Origin of the sequence: Litorilinea aerophila (assembly GCF_006569185.2) — a bacterium.
Taxonomy (GTDB): domain Bacteria; phylum Chloroflexota; class Anaerolineae; order Caldilineales; family Caldilineaceae; genus Litorilinea; species Litorilinea aerophila.
In genome coordinates, this window is record NZ_VIGC02000011.1 from 1 (window position 1) to 15,495 (window position 15,495).

A 15,495-nucleotide genomic window follows, 5' to 3' on the forward strand; every position below is an offset into this window, starting at 1 on the left:
CTACCTAGGAGATAACCAGACACAGGTTGGCCTGCTGTTCTGCTGATGGTTATTCAGTTTTCAATGTGCGTCACGATGTGCTGATGGTTTCATCGCTAAAACCGTCACGATGTGCTGATGTACGACAGGTAGACAGTAGTCGGTAGACAGTAGTCGGTAGAGAAGCGTGATAACAGATATCGATGAGGCGATGCAATGGAATATCGAATTTTGGGCAAAACCGGCCTGAGGGTGTCGGTGTTGAGCTACGGCGCTTCGCCCCTGGGGAGCGTCTTCCGGGAGGTGGATGAGGCCGAGGGGATCCGCACCGTCCATACAGCCCTGGACCTGGGGATCAACTTTATCGACGTGTCACCGTACTATGGCCTGACCCGGGCGGAGACGGTGTTGGGCAAGGCGCTGCGGGGCATCCCCCGCACCCAGTACGTGCTGGCCACCAAGGTTGGCCGCTATGGAGACCAGGAGTTCGACTTCTCCGCCGCGCGGGTGACGGCCAGCGTGGAAGAGAGCCTGCGACGTCTGAACGTCCCCTACATCGACCTGATCCAGTGCCATGACATCGAATTCGGCGACCTGGACCAGGTGGTCAATGAAACCATCCCCGCCCTGCGCCGGTTACAGCAGCAGGGCAAGGTGCGCTTCATCGGGATCACCGGGCTTCCCTTGAAAATTTTCCGCTATGTCCTGGAACGGACCGATGTGGACAGCATCCTGTCATACTGCCGCTACGCGCTCAACAACACCCAGCTGGTCGACCTGATCCCATTTCTTCAAGAGAAGCAGGTAGGCATCATCAACGCCTCTCCCCTGAGTATGGGGCTGTTGACCAACCGGGGTGCGCCAGCCTGGCACCCGGCCAGTGAGGAGATCAAGCAGACGTGCGCCCGGGCTGCGGCCTTCTGCCGAGAGCAGGGGGTGGACATCGCCAAGCTGGCCCTCCAGTTTGCCCTGGCCAACCCGGACATCCACACCACCCTGGTGGGAACGGCCAACCCGGAAAACATCCGCAAGAACGTGGCCTGGATGGAAGAGCCCCTGGATGAGGAGCTCCTGGCCCAGGTTCAGCAGATCCTGGCGCCCATCCACAACCAGATCTGGCTCAGTGGACGACCTGAGAACAACTAAAAGGCATTGTCCATCCAAGGCTCGGTCACCTCGTATACAGCTCCAGATCGGGAATATCGTCGTAGTCAGCGATGTTGCGGGTAACCAGAGTCAGGTTATATTCCAAAGCTGTGGCTGCAATAATCAGATCCAGAGCACGGGCATTCACCCGCTTGCCTTGTTCTTTGAGATGATTGCGTAATTGTGCACAACGTCGGGCGACCGACAATGAGAAAGGTAAAACCACAATGCCTTCCAAAAGAGCATCAAAACGTTCCTGCGCCTGGACTGGGTCAGGACTACGAATGACGCCCTGATAGACCTCCATATAGGTGATAATGCTGATGGCGATACCCTCCGCAGCAAGCCTGCTCAGGGGCTCGGCTGCATCCTGGACGTCACTCAAATGGTCGATAACCCAGTCAGAGTCGATCAGATAAGGCATTGTTGTCAGGCGGGACGGCCACGGCTGTTCTGTTTGCGTGCGAGATGAATGTCTGCCAACAGTTCTTCGCGGTCGATTCCACGTAAGGCGCCTGTGCTTTTGCTCAGGGCAGATCTGGCCTTCTGTGGGCTATAGCCGGCCCAAAGATCTTGTACTGGCTCTACCGTCAAGCGATAGAGTTTGCCATTTTTCTCAAGCAAAGCCGGTGCATCCCCAATTTCATCCAATAAGCGGGCAAGCTCACTGTCAGGTTTGACGCGGATGCGATATGGTTCGGTGACCATTATCGGCACCTCCTACTGTGCCTCAAACTTACTGTGCCTCAACCTGGAGGGCAGGACATTAGCGGCCAACCAGAAAGGACGCCCTCTGCCCTCCAATGTCAGCAGTTCACGATTTCGACGCGGAGTCGGCATCTGAGGATGCCGACCCAGCGGGACAGCGCCGCATCTGAGGATGCTCACTCCGCAAATGGGCAACAATCGTGAAGTACTGAATGTACAAAATAGCACTGCAAACGCCTCTATCCAGGATAGTATATCACATGGGAGAATCCCCGTTGAGCATTGTGCGGCGTCACGGTATTTCCACCAATACGTACTGCCGTTCCACGGTCACTTCGTACGTTTCGGCCACGTAGGGGCCCTTCTGGGGCCCCTGGCTTTCTGCCAGCTCCTTGCCTTCGGCCACCTGAACCGGGTAACTGCGCACCCGGGTGCGGGCCGGATCAAACCACGATTGGCCGGTCTTGACGTCGAACTCCCAGCCGTGCCAGGGGCAGCGCAGGATTTCGCCCCGACGGCTATAGGTGTATTCCCCGGGCACGGTGGCCAGCAGCAGTCCGCTCAGCCGTCCTTCGCACAGGGCGCCTCCCTGATGGGGACAGCTATTGCGCAGGGCGTAGAACTCGCCGCCGATGTTAAAAACGCCAATGGAGCGGCCGGCCACCTCCACAATCTTGCGGCCGCCTGGCGGGATTTCATCCACCGTGGCGACAACATAGCGCGCCATGTCCATCCTCCTCGATGCAGTTCAACGCTCGCCTGGCTTTCAGTGCTCCTCCGGCCGCGAGACCTGGTGCAGTCTGGCGTAAATGCCCCCAGAGATCAGGGGGTGCGTAGACGGGTTCACGTACCGCACCGTAGGTCCGGCCTCCCGGCCGGACAGGGATGCCTGCGCCTCTGTCACGCCAGGATGCGTGACCTGCGTACCACCCACCTACGACTCAGTATCCACAGGTCTGCTTCCGCCGGGCTCTACAAGTGCCGGGGCGGCAGCTTATAGAGGGCGCGGGCATTCTCCGCCATGATTTTACGTTTGAGTGCCGGGGGCAACTCCACCGGAAAGGCCCGATCCGGCGCGTCGAAATCCCAGTGGGGATAATCCGTGGCGAACATGAGGCGGTCGTCTGCGTTTAGCTGCTCCAACAACTGGCGGAAAAAGCGCCCCTTGGGTGGCTCTTCCATGGGCTGGGTGGTGATCCAGAAATGCTCGTGGATGTACTCCGACGGCGCCCGTCGCAGGTAGGGCACCTCTTCCTTCAGCCGGCGCCAGCTCTGGTCCAGCCGCCAGGCCAGGGGCGGCAGCCAGGCAAAGCCGCCTTCAATGAGGACGATCTTCAGGGTGGGGAACCGTTCAAAAACCCCTTCGCAGACCAGGCTGATGACCTGGGCCTGGAAGGCCTGGGGCATCCCTGCATGGTCCTCGATGTAATGGGAGGGGAAGCCGGCACCGGTGATGGGGCCGCCCCCGGCGCCGCCAAAGTGGATGCCAATGGGCAAGTCGTGGCGGACGGCCGCCTCGTAGATGGGCCAGTACTTGCGCCGGCCCAGGGGTTCCGCGGTGCGGGCGATGAGGAGAACCTGCACGAAACCGGGGTGGCCGCCCCACCGCTCGATCTCCTGCGCGGCCAGGGCGCTATCTTCATAGGGCACCACGATGGAAGCCCGCAGGCGGGGCTCGGGCTCCACCCATTCGGCCAGTTGCCACTCGTTGGTGGCCCGAGCCAGGGCCGCGCCGAACTCCAGGTTCAACTGTCCGCCGGCCCCCAGGAGGGGGTTGAGGATGCCGTATTCCAGGTCCCAGGCGTCCAGCAGTTGGGCGCGCATGAACGCCAGGTCGGAGCCGGGTGGCAGGCCATTGGGCGGCCAGGCGTCATGACGGGCGGCGTTTTTCATGGCCCGGGGATAGTGGCCACCGTAGTGGCCGCGCAGGCCGATGGTCTCATGGTGACGACGCCAGCGGGCCGGCAGGTACTTATACAGGGTCTCGTTGGAGGGAAATGCGTTGTGGATGTCGCAGTCGATGACAGGTGTCTGGACTCTTTGGCGTTTTCGTGTCCTACGCTCAGCCAATTGTATGGGTTCCATGCCCTTTTCTCCTGTGCCCTTGACCGTTAATTCCATCGGTTTTGTCTAACGTTCAGACTATTCGTCCACCAGCCGAATTCTCAGTCGATGGGATTCTACCGTAACAATAGCACCTGCTTGAAGCGCTTCCCCATGGGATGCAAGTACCCTGGCACAAATGGGGCCCTGTTGGCGGGCAGGCAAATTGACCAAGCGTACGATTCCTGCATGTGGCTGCTCATACACGATAGCAAGCTCACCAAAATCCTTGTCAAGCGTTACCAGTATGCGGCCTTCCCGATGGGCCAGCATAAGAATTTCAGCATCCCCAGGATCGGTATCCCAGTCACCAGCCCAAATAACGTCGTGCCCGGATTCTTCCAAAATAGAACGAGCTCCGCCCCATACACAAGTGTCAAGCAGTACCTTCATGGCATTTCTTGGGGTACAAGTTCAATTCGCTCATGGCTAACCATTCGATGTGCGTAAACAAGGCAGGCTTGAATGTCTTCTGGTTCTAGCCATGGATATCCCTCCAAAATAGTCTCTGGGCTATCTCCGGCTGCCAGCATGCCCAAAACATGCTCAACGGCCAGGCGTCGACCGCGAATGATCGGTTTTCCACCAAATATGCGAGGATCAACCGTAATTCGCTTGAGCAGATCTTGTGTAGTCATTTTTCTCAACCTCCCCATGCTTGCGGCGTTTATCTGCCCTACAAACGATAAAACCGGCGAGCGTTCTCTGACATGATTTTAGCATACAATGGCTCGGGCAGACCGGCGGGGATCGCCTCTTCCGGCCGGTCGAAGTGCCAGTGGGGGTAGTCGGTGGCGAACATCAGGAGCTCATCGGACTCCATCTGTTCCAGGATCTGGGCCATGGCCGCGGGATCCGGCGGCGCATCCAGGGGCTGCAGGGTCCAGCGCATATGCTCCCGCATGTACGCCGACGGGGGACGTTTCACCCACGGGGTGTTGTGACGCAGCCCCTTCCACTCCTTGTCCAGCCGCCACATGAGGGAGGGCAGCCAGGTGAAACCCGCCTCGATCAGGGCCACCCGCAACGGCGGAAAGCGGTCAAAGACGCCTTCGATGACCAGGCTGATCACCTGGGACTGAAAAACCTGGGCCATGCCGGCGTACTCCTCCAGAAACGTGGATGGCCAACCCACCGGCGTGGGCGGGTTACCTGGCGCACCGCCGTAATGGATCCCCACCACCAGATCGTGGCGCACCGCCGCGGCGTAGATGGGGTCGAAATGGCGCTTGCCGTAGGGCATGGCCGAACGCACCGGCAGCAACACCTGCACAAAGCCAGGATGGCTGCCCCAGCGGTCAATCTCCCGGGCGGCCAGCTCCGGATTCTGGCTGGGCACCACAATGGAGGCCCGCAGGCGCGGCTCCCGGGCCAGCCAGTGCTCGGCCTGCCAGGTGTTGATGGCCGTGGCCAGGGACGCGGCCAGATCCTCGTTGTGTACTGCGGAGACCTGGTACACACAGGTCAAAATGCCCACTTCCACCGGCCAGACGTCCAGCACCTGGGATTGGAGCAAAGACAAATCCGAGCCAGGGGGGCGCCCATCCCCAGGTCGATAGTCGGGCCGCGCGGTGATGGCCGCGCCCCGGGGATAGTCGTTGGCATCTGGCCCCACGAAGGCCGATTCCCGGATATAGTCGCACCAGTAGTCGGGCAGATAGGGAAAGAGGGTTTCCAGGGAAGGCAACTCGTTGTGGAGATCACAGTCGATCACAGCAGGCCGTCGGTCGAGTTCCATGATGGATCCTCCTGGGAAGCCGGATGTGGTTGCGCCCCGGCCAGGCCGTGGACGCGCCACCCATCTAAAGATTGTCCAAATATGGTTTTAATGTTCCTCTAATCATTTTGCGACATGATGGCGGCTGTCAGCGGCCCCGGTAGCCGTTGATGGGGGAATATCCCCTTTTTACCGTGATGCCATATGGATTTTGGCAATCAAAATGACTCAAACAAGGAAAGGAAAGCTATGAAGACCCATCGCAAAACCATCTGGACCATCGCCCTGGTTTTTCTGCTGGCCCTGGCCCTGACTGCCTGTGGCAGTTCCAGCGAAGCGCCTGCCGCAGAAGTTCAGGGGGAGGCCCAGGCCGATGTGGCCGCCCAAACCCAGGAGCCGGTTCAAGCCGACGCCCAGGCAGAAACACAGACGGAAGCCCAGGCAGAGAATGCCCCAGAAGCGGACTCATCCCCGAGTGATGAGGTAGCCGCGGACACCGACGAAGCTGGCGAGATGGCTTCGGATGCAGAGACGTCGGCAGAGGCGGATGCCCCGGCCCAGGCCGAGGCCGCCGGTGAAGGCCAGGCCGCAGCCCAGGCAGGCGGCGTCCAGATCTTCCGCATCGACCCGGAGCGCACCCAGGCCCGCTTCACCATCGACGAGGTGTTGCTCGGCAGCCCCAAGACGGTGGTCGGGGTGACCTCCCTGGTGGAGGGCGAAATTCAGATCGACCCGGCCGCGCTGGAGAACACCCAGATCAGCACCATTCGGGTGGACGCCAGCGACCTGACCACCGACGACAACCGGCGTAACCGGGCCATCCGGGAACGCATCCTGGGCGCCAACAATGAAGCCTACCGCTACATCACCTTCGAACCCACCGCCATCGTGGGCCTGCCGGCGTCGGTGGCCGTGGGCGAGTCAGTCCAGTTCCAGGTCACCGGCAACCTGACCATCCGGGACACGACCCGGGAGGAAACCTTCGATGTGACGGTCACGCCCACGTCGGAGACTGAAATCACCGGCCTGGCCACCACAGTGATCCGCTATGCGGACTACGGGCTGGCCATCCCCAGCGTGCCTTTCGTGGCCAACGTCTCCGAGGAAGTCCAGCTGGAGCTGGAGTTCACCGCGGTGGCCACCGGTTCCTGAGCCTCAAGGAGAGGCTGGCCGGATGACCAGAAGCTGCAGGGCGTAGCCGTCCAGGTGGAGGGCCAGGGGCAGGGAGCAGGCCTGGCGTTGGGCCGTGGCCGGATCCACCAGCCAGGCCTCCCCTGGCACGGCAACCTGCAGCCGAACCTTCAGCGGGGTGCCCGCTTCGTTGAAGAGCAGATAGACGTGGTACCCCTCTTTCACCACGTGGCGCACCCGCAGGTCCGGCGCCGGGCGATCCGGTATCACATCCGGCTCCACCAGGCGGTCGATCTGGGCGAGGAGGGCAGCGCCTGACTCGCCCGGATCCGCCGCCGGGTCATAGCGGATGAGGCGGCCGGCCCGTTCCAACTGGGCCAGGGCCGGTCGCGCCCGGGGATCCGGTTCGTGGGCCAGGATCAAGGCCCGGTAGTGCATCCCGGCCAGCTGTACGCCCGTCTCGTCCACCCGGGCATCTTCCCACAGGTGGCGCTCCTCCAGGTAGTTGAAATCCCGCTGATGTTGAAAACAGACTTTGGCCGGCTCCCAGGGTAGATAGTCGGCCGCCCCCAGGATGGCCAACTGGCAGACATGGCCGCTGTCGGTGTTGATCCAGGAGAGGCGCCGGCAGCGATCCGCGTAGGTGGCGAAGCGGTCCCACCAGGGGCTGTGGGGTCCCACGTCCGGCGGGCGCTCATCCCGTCGGGGCCCCCGCACCGAGTAGTAGAAGGCGTGGGGGAAGAGCAGGTTCACCCCCCGCACGAAGCACCAGTCGGCCAGCCAGTTCATCTCCGCCCAGGTCAGCTCGTGGCCGTAGGCGCCGCAACACTCGTTGGCATTGCGCCGACGCCCCAGATGGATCATGGCCGAAGAGCTGCACTTGCCCTGGGTGGCCTGTTCCCCCTCCAGGGCGGACGGGTGATCCGGCAAGACCCAACGCCAGACCAGATCCTGTCCGGGGATGTGGAAGTAGCGCAACGCGCCGATGTCGTCGGCCCGGGCCGGATGACCGGTCAGCGCCAGGCCATGGGCTTCACACCAGTCGTAGAGTTGCCGGTACCAGGTTTCTTCCATGCGCAGGGCGATGGCCTGTTCGTAGCGCCGGCGATGGTGGGCCGCGTCCGGCTCATCGTCGTACCAGAGGGCCGCCAGGTGCGGGGTGAAGTCCTCGCCCAGGATACGGTTGACGTGCTCCAGGATGCCAGTGGTGCCGGGCCAGATGCCCCGCTCCCGAGGGCGGCCCAGGGGGCTGGGCTCATCGGTGAAGATGGCCATGATGGGGTCCCCGAAGTAGCGGCCGAAATGCTGGGCGAAACGGTCGTAGACCAGGGCCAAAAAGCAGCGAACCGCATCCGGGTTGAGCAGATCGGCGGCCGGGGGCGCATCCTCGTCCGGGCCCTCAGCGATAAAGTGCAGCCCCCGGATGGTGGCCTCTAACCGGCGGTCGATCACCGCCAGCCGCTCCCCGTTGCGCCGGGTCACCACCGCCACCAGGTTCTGGTCGGCGGCCAGTTCCGGCTCCTGGCCCGGCGCCAGCTCGATCTTGTCCAGACAACGGGTCTGGTAGGCGGGGTTGCTGACCACCACCTGCCCCGAGGCCGAACCCGAGGGGTACATGCCCTCATCGTAGAGGATTACGTACATGCCCCGGCGTTGGGCCTCCTGGATGGCCACATGGTAGAAGTGGAGCAGCGCCTCGGACATGAAGCCCAGGTCCCGGGGGAGCCCCACCCGGGGATGGATCACGAAGCCGTGGACCCCATGGGCCTGGAAGTCGGCAATCTGCCGGCGGATCTCCGCCTCGTCCAGCCGGTCGTTCCAGAACCAGAAGGGCATTACGCTAAACTCCCGGGGCGGCTCCAGGAGGGTCTGCCAGAAGGACATGGACACCCGATCCATCAGCCGGCCATCTCCTTGACCAGACGGAAGAAGGCCTGCTTGCGGGGGGTGGACAGGCCCCAGTTCACCGGGGGCGACTGGTAACCGTCCCGATAGTTGCTCTGGCCGGGGTCAAAGTAGCCCCAGGAGGCGTAGCGGGAGATGGCCGCGATGAAGTTGTTCCACGGCTTGTCGAAGTCGAAATGGTCGTCCTCGTTGAAGAGGATGGGCATGGGGCGATAGCCGGGCACCTGACGCGCCTCCTCCACCATGGCGGCAATCCGGTCGGGGTCGGAGACGCCGTTGCCGTGCATCAGAAGGAAATCGGAGACCCGCACCACGTTTTCTCGGGGGATGCTGTTCCCTTTGTAGCTCACGCCCACCAGTAGCCTGCGGTCGCCGTCGCGGATGCTCCGGGCCCGTTCCACCAGCTCGTGAACCCGGTGGGGCTGCAGAATTTCGTGCTCGTACTTGGGCACGTCGCACTCGTTGCAGATCTCCAACAGGACGTGCCGGTAGCCCCGGTCCAGCAGCCAGGTGACGGCGTTGTCCAGCGCCCGGATGACGGCCCGTTCGTCGGCCAGCCGTTCGTCCTGGCCGAAGTAGAAAAGCCCCACGATGGCCACCATCCCCAGCTCATCCAGCCGATCCAGCACCCGCCGCATCCGGTCCAGGTAGTCGGGCTTGAGCTCCCCTTCTGCAGTGAAGGCGGTGTTGATCCAGGGCTGCTCCTTGCTGTAGCCTTCAGGGCTCCCGCCCTGGAAGTTGAGGGTCACGGCCAGCAGGCCATGCTCCCGGTAGATGGGGAGCGCGGCCAGAAACTCCTGGACGTTGCGCTCGGCGTCGTAGACGCCTGTGTCGGGATAGGCCCAGCGGTGGCGCGTCTCCGGGTTGGTGTCGTCGAAGGTGGCCTGCACCATGCGGCTGTTGAGCAGGAGCCCTTCGATGGGGTAGTCTCGATAGCTGCGGCCTTTGTAGGTTGGCTCCCCGTCGATGTAGAACCGATCATCGACAATGGTGACTTCGGTCATGGTCAGCTCCTTGGGGGTGTGGTGCGTGGTATGTGGTGCGTGGTGCGTCGATCTCATCCGAGGATGCGTGAGCGACGCACCACGCACCATACTGCCTTCTGCCCGCTTCGGCTACGGCAGCCAGAACTAGGCCTGGCCCTGCTGTTGGGCCTTGCGCCAGGCCTCATACTCGGCCCGGGCTTCCTCGGAGAGGGGATAATATTTGCGCAGGTCGCCGCCCTCGGCCAGGCGCATACGGGAGAAGTCCTCCCACTCCGCGTGTTCGCTGGCCTTCTTGAGCAGCTCCGGCGCCAGCTTGATGGGCACCACCACCACGCCGTCGTCGTCGGCAACGATGATGTCGCCGGGCATCACCAGGGTATTGCCACAGGCAATGGGCACATTCACCGCGAAGGGGAAGATGTTGGTCTGGGTGTGGAAATTGGGGGTGGTGCCCCGCAGCCACAGGCCCAGCCCCAGGTCCTTGGCCCGGGGATAGTCCCGGATGCAGCCATCGATGACCACGCCGACGCCGCCTCGGCCCTTGAAGTAGGTCAGCATCATTTCGCCGAAGACGCCGCTGCCCATGTCGCCCCGGGCATCCACCACCACGATGTCGCCGGGCTGGGTGTGGTAGAGCACATGCCGGTGGAGCTGCTTCTCCGGGTCGGCGTATTCGTCCACGTTATAGAGGTCCTCCCGCTTGGGCATGAACTGCAGGGTCAGGGCGGGCCCCACCACCGTCTTCCCCGGGGTAAAGGAGACCGGTCCCCGAATCTGGGGATCACGAATGCCCAGGCGGGCGAGTTCGCCGCTGGCGGTGGCGCTGCCGATGTGGGCAAGCCCCTCGATCAACTCCTTGGGTGGGCGCTGAATGTCGGGTGTCTGGATCATGGGATGCTTCCTCTCTAGGGTTTGTTGATTCAAGGTGACTGGAAGGTGCTTGTTGAGTGCAGAGGAATGGGGGGCGACAGGGGTGAAATCACCCCTGTTCATTTTAACGGATCCACCGCCGACCGGCCGAAATTGGCATCCCATGGAATCGCGGCTGGCCGGGGCCGCCGGCACTATCGTCGGCGACGCCGCCGGCCCCGGGAACGGGAGCGGGAGCGTTGTGGCTGGGGCGGGGACTCATCTTCGGGCTGGGGCGGCGGCGCATGGAGGAGCTGCTGGTAGTAATCGTCCAACAGCATGGCGATGATGGCCGACTCGTCCTCGTTTTCCGCCAGGGCACGGGCCAGGGGAATGAAGCGGCGGCTCCGCTCTGCCTGAAGTTTATCTCGGGTGCGCAGGCGGGCCTCCAGCATGGCGGTGAGTCGCTCGGAGACCACCGCTTCCACATCCTCGTCGGTGGGCAGGGGGCGCTCCTCCAGCTCGATGCCGTAGCGCTTGGCGATGCGATCCAACAGGCGCTTCTGGGGGCGGTCCACCAGGGTGATGGCGACGCCGGTGGCGCCGGCCCGGCCTGTGCGGCCAGCCCGGTGGATATAGCTTTCCATATCCTCCGGCGGCTCAAACTGGATCACATGGGAGAGCTCCGGGATGTCCAGGCCCCGCGCGGCCACGTCGGTGGCCACCAGGAAACGCAATGTGCCTGCACGCACCCGGGCCAACACCCGCTCCCGCTCCTTCTGGGAGAGGTCGGCGCTCAGCTCGTCCGCGTCGTAGCCAAAGCGCTGGAGCACCACCGTCACAAAATGGACGTGCACTTTGGTGTTGCAGAAGATGATGGCCGATGCGGGGTTTTCCACCTCTATGATGCGCACCAGGCTCCGCTCCCGCCCCATGTCCGGCACCAGATAGAAAATATGGTCCGTATCGGTGACGTGCACATGGTCGCGGCTGAGGGAGAGGAACTCCGGATTGCGCAGGAATTGATGGGCCGTGCGCATGACGGAAGCCGGGAAGGTGGCGGAGAACATGCTGGCGTGGATCTCGCCCTCGGGGAGATAGCGCTGCACTTCCCGCATGTCCGGGTAAAAGCCCATGGAAAGCATCCGGTCGGCCTCGTCGAAGACCAGCATACGCAGCTGATCCAGGGAAAAGGTACGCCGGAGCAAATGGTCGAGGATGCGTCCCGGCGTCCCCACCACGACCTGGGCGCCCGCCTTCAGGGCCTCGATCTGGGGGCCGTAGCCCACGCCGCCATAGACGGCCACGGTGCGCAGGCCGCTTTCGGCAAAGAGGACTTCCGCCTCCCGGGCGACCTGACGGGCCAGTTCCCGGGTGGGGACCAGGATCAGAGCCTGGCAATGGTGCTGGGCCGGATCCAGCCGCTCCAGCATGGGCAGCAGGAAGGCGCCGGTCTTGCCGCTGCCGGTACGGGCCTGGACCATGGCATCCCGGCCCGCGAGCAGGTAGGGGATGGCCCGGGCCTGGACTGGGGTCAGGCTTGTCCAGCCGGCCCGGGCTACAGCAGCTCGCAGCGTCTCTGGCAGATCGTCCAGGCCCACTTCGGCCAGGGTGTTTTGTGACTGGGGTTGGGAATGGCTTTCGGAATGATTTTCAGGGTAATTCAAGTTCGACTTGTCTCCAAACGATTTGTACGTTGTTCTATCTTCCGTTCTATCTTCCCCAAGGGGGAAGGTATCACGGGCCGTAAACGATTCAACCTTTGCCCAAGGGCGGTCACAGGTTGATGTTCTCCATCTTACCCGCGGCGGGCACTTCCTGCAAGGCAGCCTTGATGGCGTCCAGATCCTGGCGCAGGGCTCCCCGGAAGGCCGCAATGTCCATGGAGTGGACGATCAGGTTGGCGCCCATCCGGGCCCAACGGATCTCCTGCTCCAGGCCGCCGGCGTAGACCACGTGGATGCCGGCGCCGATCTGGCGGGCCCGGGCTTTCTGGATGATGGTGTCCACCGCGTCGATGAAGCGGGGATGCTGATACTGTTCTGGGATGCCCAGGCTGCAGGAGAGGTCGTGGGGGCCGATGAGGACCCCATCCAACCCATCCACCGCCAGGATTTCGTCCAGGGCTTCCAGGGCGGGCACACTCTCGATGTTGACGATGGCCACGTTGCCGGCGTTGCGCTCAGCCAGGTACTCCGCCAGCTCCGGCTCCAGAGGAACCTGGCCGATGAGGGCCTGGTGAAGCTTTTGCCCCTTCAGGGGTCGGTACTTCACGGCCCCCACAATCTGCCGCACCTGATCCGGCGTCTCCACGTAGGGGGCAATCACGCCCTGGGCGCCACCGTCCAGCACCATGGCAGCCTGGTAGGGATCCGGACTGGGGATACGTACGATGGGGACCACGCCGGTGGCGGCGTAGAGCTGGCACATCCACGAAAGTTGGGAGCGATTCTGCTGGATGTGCTCGGTGTCGATAAAGGCGAAGTCCAGGCCGATGGCTTTGCAGACCGCGGGCCATCGGGGAGACACGGCCACGATCATGGTGCCGTAGACCCGGTCGCCCCGGTGGAGCCGTTCGCGAAGTTCTTTGCCGTTCATATTCCTGAGCGTCTCTCGTTTCTTCTTGCTGGTGTGGTCTTCCACTTGCTGGTGTGGATAGTGGGTCGGTCCAGTCGGCCACGTGGGACAGGGTCAATCAAAGAAGTCCTCATCCCCAGGCGGCAGGTAGGGGCGGGCGGCCTCGGGGTTGATGTCCACACCCAGGCCTGGTCGATCCCAGACTTCGATGAAGCCATCTTTAACGATGGGGTTGGGCAGCCCTTCCACAATGTCGTACCACCACGGGGGATTGCCCACCGGATACTCGAAGGCGATGTAGTTGTCGGGGAGGGTAGCCGCCACCTGGACCAGCGCAGCCAGGCCGATGAGGCCGTCGCCTGTGCCATGGGGCGCCATGAGGATACCGTGGAGATCCGCATACTCGGCCACCCATTTCAGTTCAGCCAGGCCGCCGACATCGCACGGGTCCGGGCCGATGATATCGACTGCGCGCTTTTCGATCAGGTCCATGAAATTTTGGCGCAGGTAGATCTGCTCACCGGTGTGGATGGGCGTGGAGGTGCTTTGGGTCACGTCCCGGTAGAGGTCGGCCAGGACGTAGGGGGTGTAATCGCCGGTGATGAGATCTTCCAGCCACATGACGTTCAGGGGTTCCAGGGCCTTGGCCAGGCGGATGGCGTCGGGCACAGTCCAGCCGGGGCCACAGTCCAGGGCCAGGCCCACCTCGTCGCCCAGGACATCCTTCATGGCCTCCACGCAGGCGATGACATGTTTCAGCCCTCGCTCGGTGAGGAGGCCCCGGTTGGGGTGCCGCCCTCCGCCCCGAAACTCGCCGTAGAAGAAGTCGGGCACTTCCCGGGGCATGGGGCTGTGGAAGCCGATGCCCTGTTTGATGATGGTGAAGCCTTCTGGAGCTGCCTTCATCCTGGCCATGTTCTCCGCGTAGTCCTCGGGGGAGTAGCCGTTCATGGGGAAGCGGACGGCCCCGTTGTAGACCCGCACCCGATCCCGCACCTTGCCGCCCAGGAGCTTGTAGATGGGCAACCCGGCGGCCTTGCCCGCGATGTCCCACAGGGCGATCTCGATGGCGCTGACTGCGCTGCCCCAGGGCTTGAAGCTGGCCATGCGGCGGATGCGCTGCATGACCCGCTCCACGTTGGTGGGATCTTCGCCGACGATGAGGTCCTTGTAGAAGAGTACGTGGGGTTTGATGTAGGGCTTGTAGGATTCCACCGGGCCCAGGCCACTGATCCCTTCGTCGGTGGTGACGCGGACCACAGGGGTTTGTCCCAGGACAGTACATTTCAGATCGGTGATTTTCATGGGTGAACGCTCCCTTGGTGCCGGGGTGAAATGGGTGGGTAGATGGGTAGCATGGGATGGACCCTCAGCCGCGACCGATCCAGGCCAGCTCCAGGTTGGCGGCTGTGCCCAGCCGTTCGTACAACTCGCCGGTATGGTGTTGAAGGTGGCGCAGGTTGTAAAACTGAAGTTCCAGCTTGTTCATGGGGAGCCAGTGGAAGCCGGAGGGCGCCTGCCAATCCAGGGCGGCGAGCCACCCGCCAAGCTGTTGCCGGCAAAAGGCCAGGTAGGCCAACACCTCCTCCACCGCATAGGGCTGTGGTGCCCTGCCCTCCTCGCCAGCAGCGGCGGATCCCATGGCGTGGGAGTCGGCCCGATGACCAGGCCAGGGTACGAAATCGTCCTCAGACGGCTGCAGGTAGAGGTGGGTATAGAAGAGGGCGTGGTAGGCAACCTGCCAGAAGCGATTGGCGTAGGTGGCGTCATCCCAGAGGAACGCCGGGCAGCGCTGAACAGCCTGTTGGAGCATCTGGAGCGCGGCCAGATATTGGGACGCGAGCACGGCCTGGGTGTCGGGCTCGTGGGTGGAGATAGCCATGGTTCCTCCGTGGAAATCGCTGGGTGGTGCTGGGGTGCACAGGGCCGGCCTGCCCAATTATAACAGGGGATTGCCCAGGTGGGGAACTATGGACCCCCTGGAATGGTTGTGCTCTACCGCTGCCCCCACAGCCAGAGCACCCGCGGGGCCATCAGCAGATAGTCGATGACCACGGCGACGAGGAACCCCGCGGCCAGCCCCCGGGCCCCTGTGGCGGCCAGCGCCCAGGCCGCTGCCCCCAGGATCACCCACTCAATTCCAAGCCGGAGAGGGCCTGGGACCGGGATCAGGGCCGGACCGGGGTCGTTGGGAACCCGCAGGACGGCCCAGATCACGGCGGCCAACACAGGCAGGCCCACCCCCAACGCCAGCCTGGCCAGCAGGTGATCGCCGGTCTGAAATCCCCAATATACCAGCGCAGTCAACGCAAGCAGCTCCAGCACAAAGTGAAGCCCTAACCCCAACGTAACAGTGGTCATTTTCTCCTCCCCGTAGCAAAGTCCTGAGTCCGA

The 15,495-nt window shown here is 63.0% G+C and carries 17 protein-coding genes; 2 read left to right on the plus strand and 15 right to left on the minus strand.

Features of this window, described 5'->3' with window-relative positions; all coding sequences use genetic code 11:
• Window positions 1–195 precede the first annotated feature (195 nt).
• On the plus strand, window positions 196–1,125 hold the full coding sequence (locus tag FKZ61_RS10015) for an aldo/keto reductase (protein ID WP_141609979.1): 930 nt from the start codon (window positions 196–198) through the stop codon (window positions 1,123–1,125).
• A 25-nt stretch (window positions 1,126–1,150) separates the two neighbouring features.
• On the opposite strand, the gene FKZ61_RS10020 is transcribed toward FKZ61_RS10015, so the two are convergent.
• From FKZ61_RS10020 to FKZ61_RS10050, 7 genes are all read right to left on the minus strand, one after another.
• Window positions 1,151–1,549 carry a type II toxin-antitoxin system VapC family toxin gene (locus FKZ61_RS10020; protein WP_141609980.1) on the minus strand — a complete coding sequence of 133 codons (399 nt, stop codon included), beginning with the start codon at window positions 1,547–1,549 and terminating at the stop codon, window positions 1,151–1,153.
• A 5-nt stretch (window positions 1,550–1,554) separates the two neighbouring features.
• Complete coding sequence (locus FKZ61_RS10025; RefSeq protein ID WP_141609981.1) at window positions 1,555–1,833, minus strand: hypothetical protein; 279 nt, start codon at window positions 1,831–1,833, stop codon at window positions 1,555–1,557.
• A gap of 292 nt (window positions 1,834–2,125) precedes the next feature.
• On the minus strand, window positions 2,126–2,560 hold the full coding sequence (locus tag FKZ61_RS10030; protein WP_141609982.1) for a Rieske (2Fe-2S) protein: 435 nt from the start codon (window positions 2,558–2,560) through the stop codon (window positions 2,126–2,128).
• Between the two features lie 245 nt (window positions 2,561–2,805).
• Window positions 2,806–3,918 (minus strand): amidohydrolase family protein, encoded by a 1,113-nt coding sequence (locus FKZ61_RS10035; protein WP_141609983.1) that lies wholly within the window; start codon window positions 3,916–3,918, stop codon window positions 2,806–2,808.
• A 57-nt stretch (window positions 3,919–3,975) separates the two neighbouring features.
• Entirely contained in the window at window positions 3,976–4,329 is a 354-nt protein-coding gene (locus FKZ61_RS10040; protein ID WP_141609984.1) for a DUF5615 family PIN-like protein, read from the minus strand.
• Window positions 4,326–4,574, minus strand: a complete 249-nt coding sequence (locus FKZ61_RS10045) for a DUF433 domain-containing protein (protein WP_141609985.1) — start codon at window positions 4,572–4,574, stop codon at window positions 4,326–4,328. The genes FKZ61_RS10040 and FKZ61_RS10045 overlap by 4 nt, the downstream gene beginning before the upstream one ends.
• Window positions 4,575–4,612: 38 nt before the next feature.
• Window positions 4,613–5,674, minus strand: coding sequence for an amidohydrolase family protein (locus tag FKZ61_RS10050; protein ID WP_141609986.1), 1,062 nt, complete (start codon window positions 5,672–5,674; stop codon window positions 4,613–4,615).
• A 228-nt stretch (window positions 5,675–5,902) separates the two neighbouring features.
• On the opposite strand from FKZ61_RS10050, the gene FKZ61_RS10055 reads away from it, so the two are divergent.
• A complete protein-coding gene (locus FKZ61_RS10055; protein ID WP_170199526.1) occupies window positions 5,903–6,805 on the plus strand; it encodes a YceI family protein in 903 nt (300 codons plus the stop codon).
• Between the two features lie 3 nt (window positions 6,806–6,808).
• On the opposite strand, the gene FKZ61_RS10060 is transcribed toward FKZ61_RS10055, so the two are convergent.
• The 8 genes from FKZ61_RS10060 to FKZ61_RS10095 all read right to left on the minus strand — a co-directional run bounded on the left by FKZ61_RS10060 (window position 6,809) and on the right by FKZ61_RS10095 (window position 15,462).
• A complete protein-coding gene (locus tag FKZ61_RS10060) occupies window positions 6,809–8,683 on the minus strand; it encodes a hypothetical protein (protein ID WP_141609988.1) in 1,875 nt (624 codons plus the stop codon).
• Window positions 8,683–9,693, minus strand: coding sequence for a hypothetical protein (locus FKZ61_RS10065; RefSeq protein ID WP_141609989.1), 1,011 nt, complete (start codon window positions 9,691–9,693; stop codon window positions 8,683–8,685). The genes FKZ61_RS10060 and FKZ61_RS10065 overlap by 1 nt, the downstream gene beginning before the upstream one ends.
• Window positions 9,694–9,819: 126 nt before the next feature.
• A complete protein-coding gene (locus FKZ61_RS10070) occupies window positions 9,820–10,566 on the minus strand; it encodes a ribonuclease activity regulator RraA (protein WP_141609990.1) in 747 nt (248 codons plus the stop codon).
• Between the two features lie 173 nt (window positions 10,567–10,739).
• Window positions 10,740–12,191: a DEAD/DEAH box helicase gene (locus FKZ61_RS10075; RefSeq protein WP_141609991.1), complete on the minus strand. Its 1,452-nt coding sequence runs from the start codon at window positions 12,189–12,191 to the stop codon at window positions 10,740–10,742.
• A 109-nt stretch (window positions 12,192–12,300) separates the two neighbouring features.
• Window positions 12,301–13,122, minus strand: a complete 822-nt coding sequence (locus tag FKZ61_RS10080) for an HpcH/HpaI aldolase family protein (protein WP_141609992.1) — start codon at window positions 13,120–13,122, stop codon at window positions 12,301–12,303.
• Between the two features lie 93 nt (window positions 13,123–13,215).
• Window positions 13,216–14,406, minus strand: a complete 1,191-nt coding sequence (locus FKZ61_RS10085; protein ID WP_141609993.1) for a mandelate racemase/muconate lactonizing enzyme family protein — start codon at window positions 14,404–14,406, stop codon at window positions 13,216–13,218.
• Window positions 14,407–14,470: 64 nt separating this feature from the next.
• Window positions 14,471–14,983, minus strand: a complete 513-nt coding sequence (locus tag FKZ61_RS10090; protein ID WP_141609994.1) for a DinB family protein — start codon at window positions 14,981–14,983, stop codon at window positions 14,471–14,473.
• Between the two features lie 113 nt (window positions 14,984–15,096).
• The gene (locus FKZ61_RS10095; protein ID WP_141609995.1) at window positions 15,097–15,462 is read right to left on the minus strand and encodes a YrdB family protein; all 366 of its coding nucleotides are present in this window, start codon (window positions 15,460–15,462) and stop codon (window positions 15,097–15,099) included.
• Window positions 15,463–15,495 lie beyond the last annotated feature (33 nt).

Excerpts from the sequence above, each read along its gene's own strand:
- FKZ61_RS10015 (WP_141609979.1), top strand. The coding sequence starts at position 196 with ATGGAATATCGAATTTTGGGCAAAACCGGCCTGAGGGTGTCGGTGTTG.
- FKZ61_RS10020 (WP_141609980.1), bottom strand. The coding sequence starts at position 1,549 with ATGCCTTATCTGATCGACTCTGACTGGGTTATCGACCATTTGAGTGAC.
- FKZ61_RS10025 (WP_141609981.1), bottom strand. The coding sequence starts at position 1,833 with ATGGTCACCGAACCATATCGCATCCGCGTCAAACCTGACAGTGAGCTT.
- FKZ61_RS10030 (WP_141609982.1), bottom strand. The coding sequence starts at position 2,560 with ATGGCGCGCTATGTTGTCGCCACGGTGGATGAAATCCCGCCAGGCGGC.
- FKZ61_RS10035 (WP_141609983.1), bottom strand. The coding sequence starts at position 3,918 with ATGGAACCCATACAATTGGCTGAGCGTAGGACACGAAAACGCCAAAGA.
- FKZ61_RS10040 (WP_141609984.1), bottom strand. The coding sequence starts at position 4,329 with ATGAAGGTACTGCTTGACACTTGTGTATGGGGCGGAGCTCGTTCTATT.
- FKZ61_RS10045 (WP_141609985.1), bottom strand. The coding sequence starts at position 4,574 with ATGACTACACAAGATCTGCTCAAGCGAATTACGGTTGATCCTCGCATA.
- FKZ61_RS10050 (WP_141609986.1), bottom strand. The coding sequence starts at position 5,674 with ATGGAACTCGACCGACGGCCTGCTGTGATCGACTGTGATCTCCACAAC.
- FKZ61_RS10055 (WP_170199526.1), top strand. The coding sequence starts at position 5,903 with ATGAAGACCCATCGCAAAACCATCTGGACCATCGCCCTGGTTTTTCTG.
- FKZ61_RS10060 (WP_141609988.1), bottom strand. The coding sequence starts at position 8,683 with ATGGATCGGGTGTCCATGTCCTTCTGGCAGACCCTCCTGGAGCCGCCC.
- FKZ61_RS10065 (WP_141609989.1), bottom strand. The coding sequence starts at position 9,693 with ATGACCGAAGTCACCATTGTCGATGATCGGTTCTACATCGACGGGGAG.
- FKZ61_RS10070 (WP_141609990.1), bottom strand. The coding sequence starts at position 10,566 with ATGATCCAGACACCCGACATTCAGCGCCCACCCAAGGAGTTGATCGAG.
- FKZ61_RS10080 (WP_141609992.1), bottom strand. The coding sequence starts at position 13,122 with ATGAACGGCAAAGAACTTCGCGAACGGCTCCACCGGGGCGACCGGGTC.
- FKZ61_RS10085 (WP_141609993.1), bottom strand. The coding sequence starts at position 14,406 with ATGAAAATCACCGATCTGAAATGTACTGTCCTGGGACAAACCCCTGTG.
- FKZ61_RS10090 (WP_141609994.1), bottom strand. The coding sequence starts at position 14,983 with ATGGCTATCTCCACCCACGAGCCCGACACCCAGGCCGTGCTCGCGTCC.
- FKZ61_RS10095 (WP_141609995.1), bottom strand. The coding sequence starts at position 15,462 with ATGACCACTGTTACGTTGGGGTTAGGGCTTCACTTTGTGCTGGAGCTG.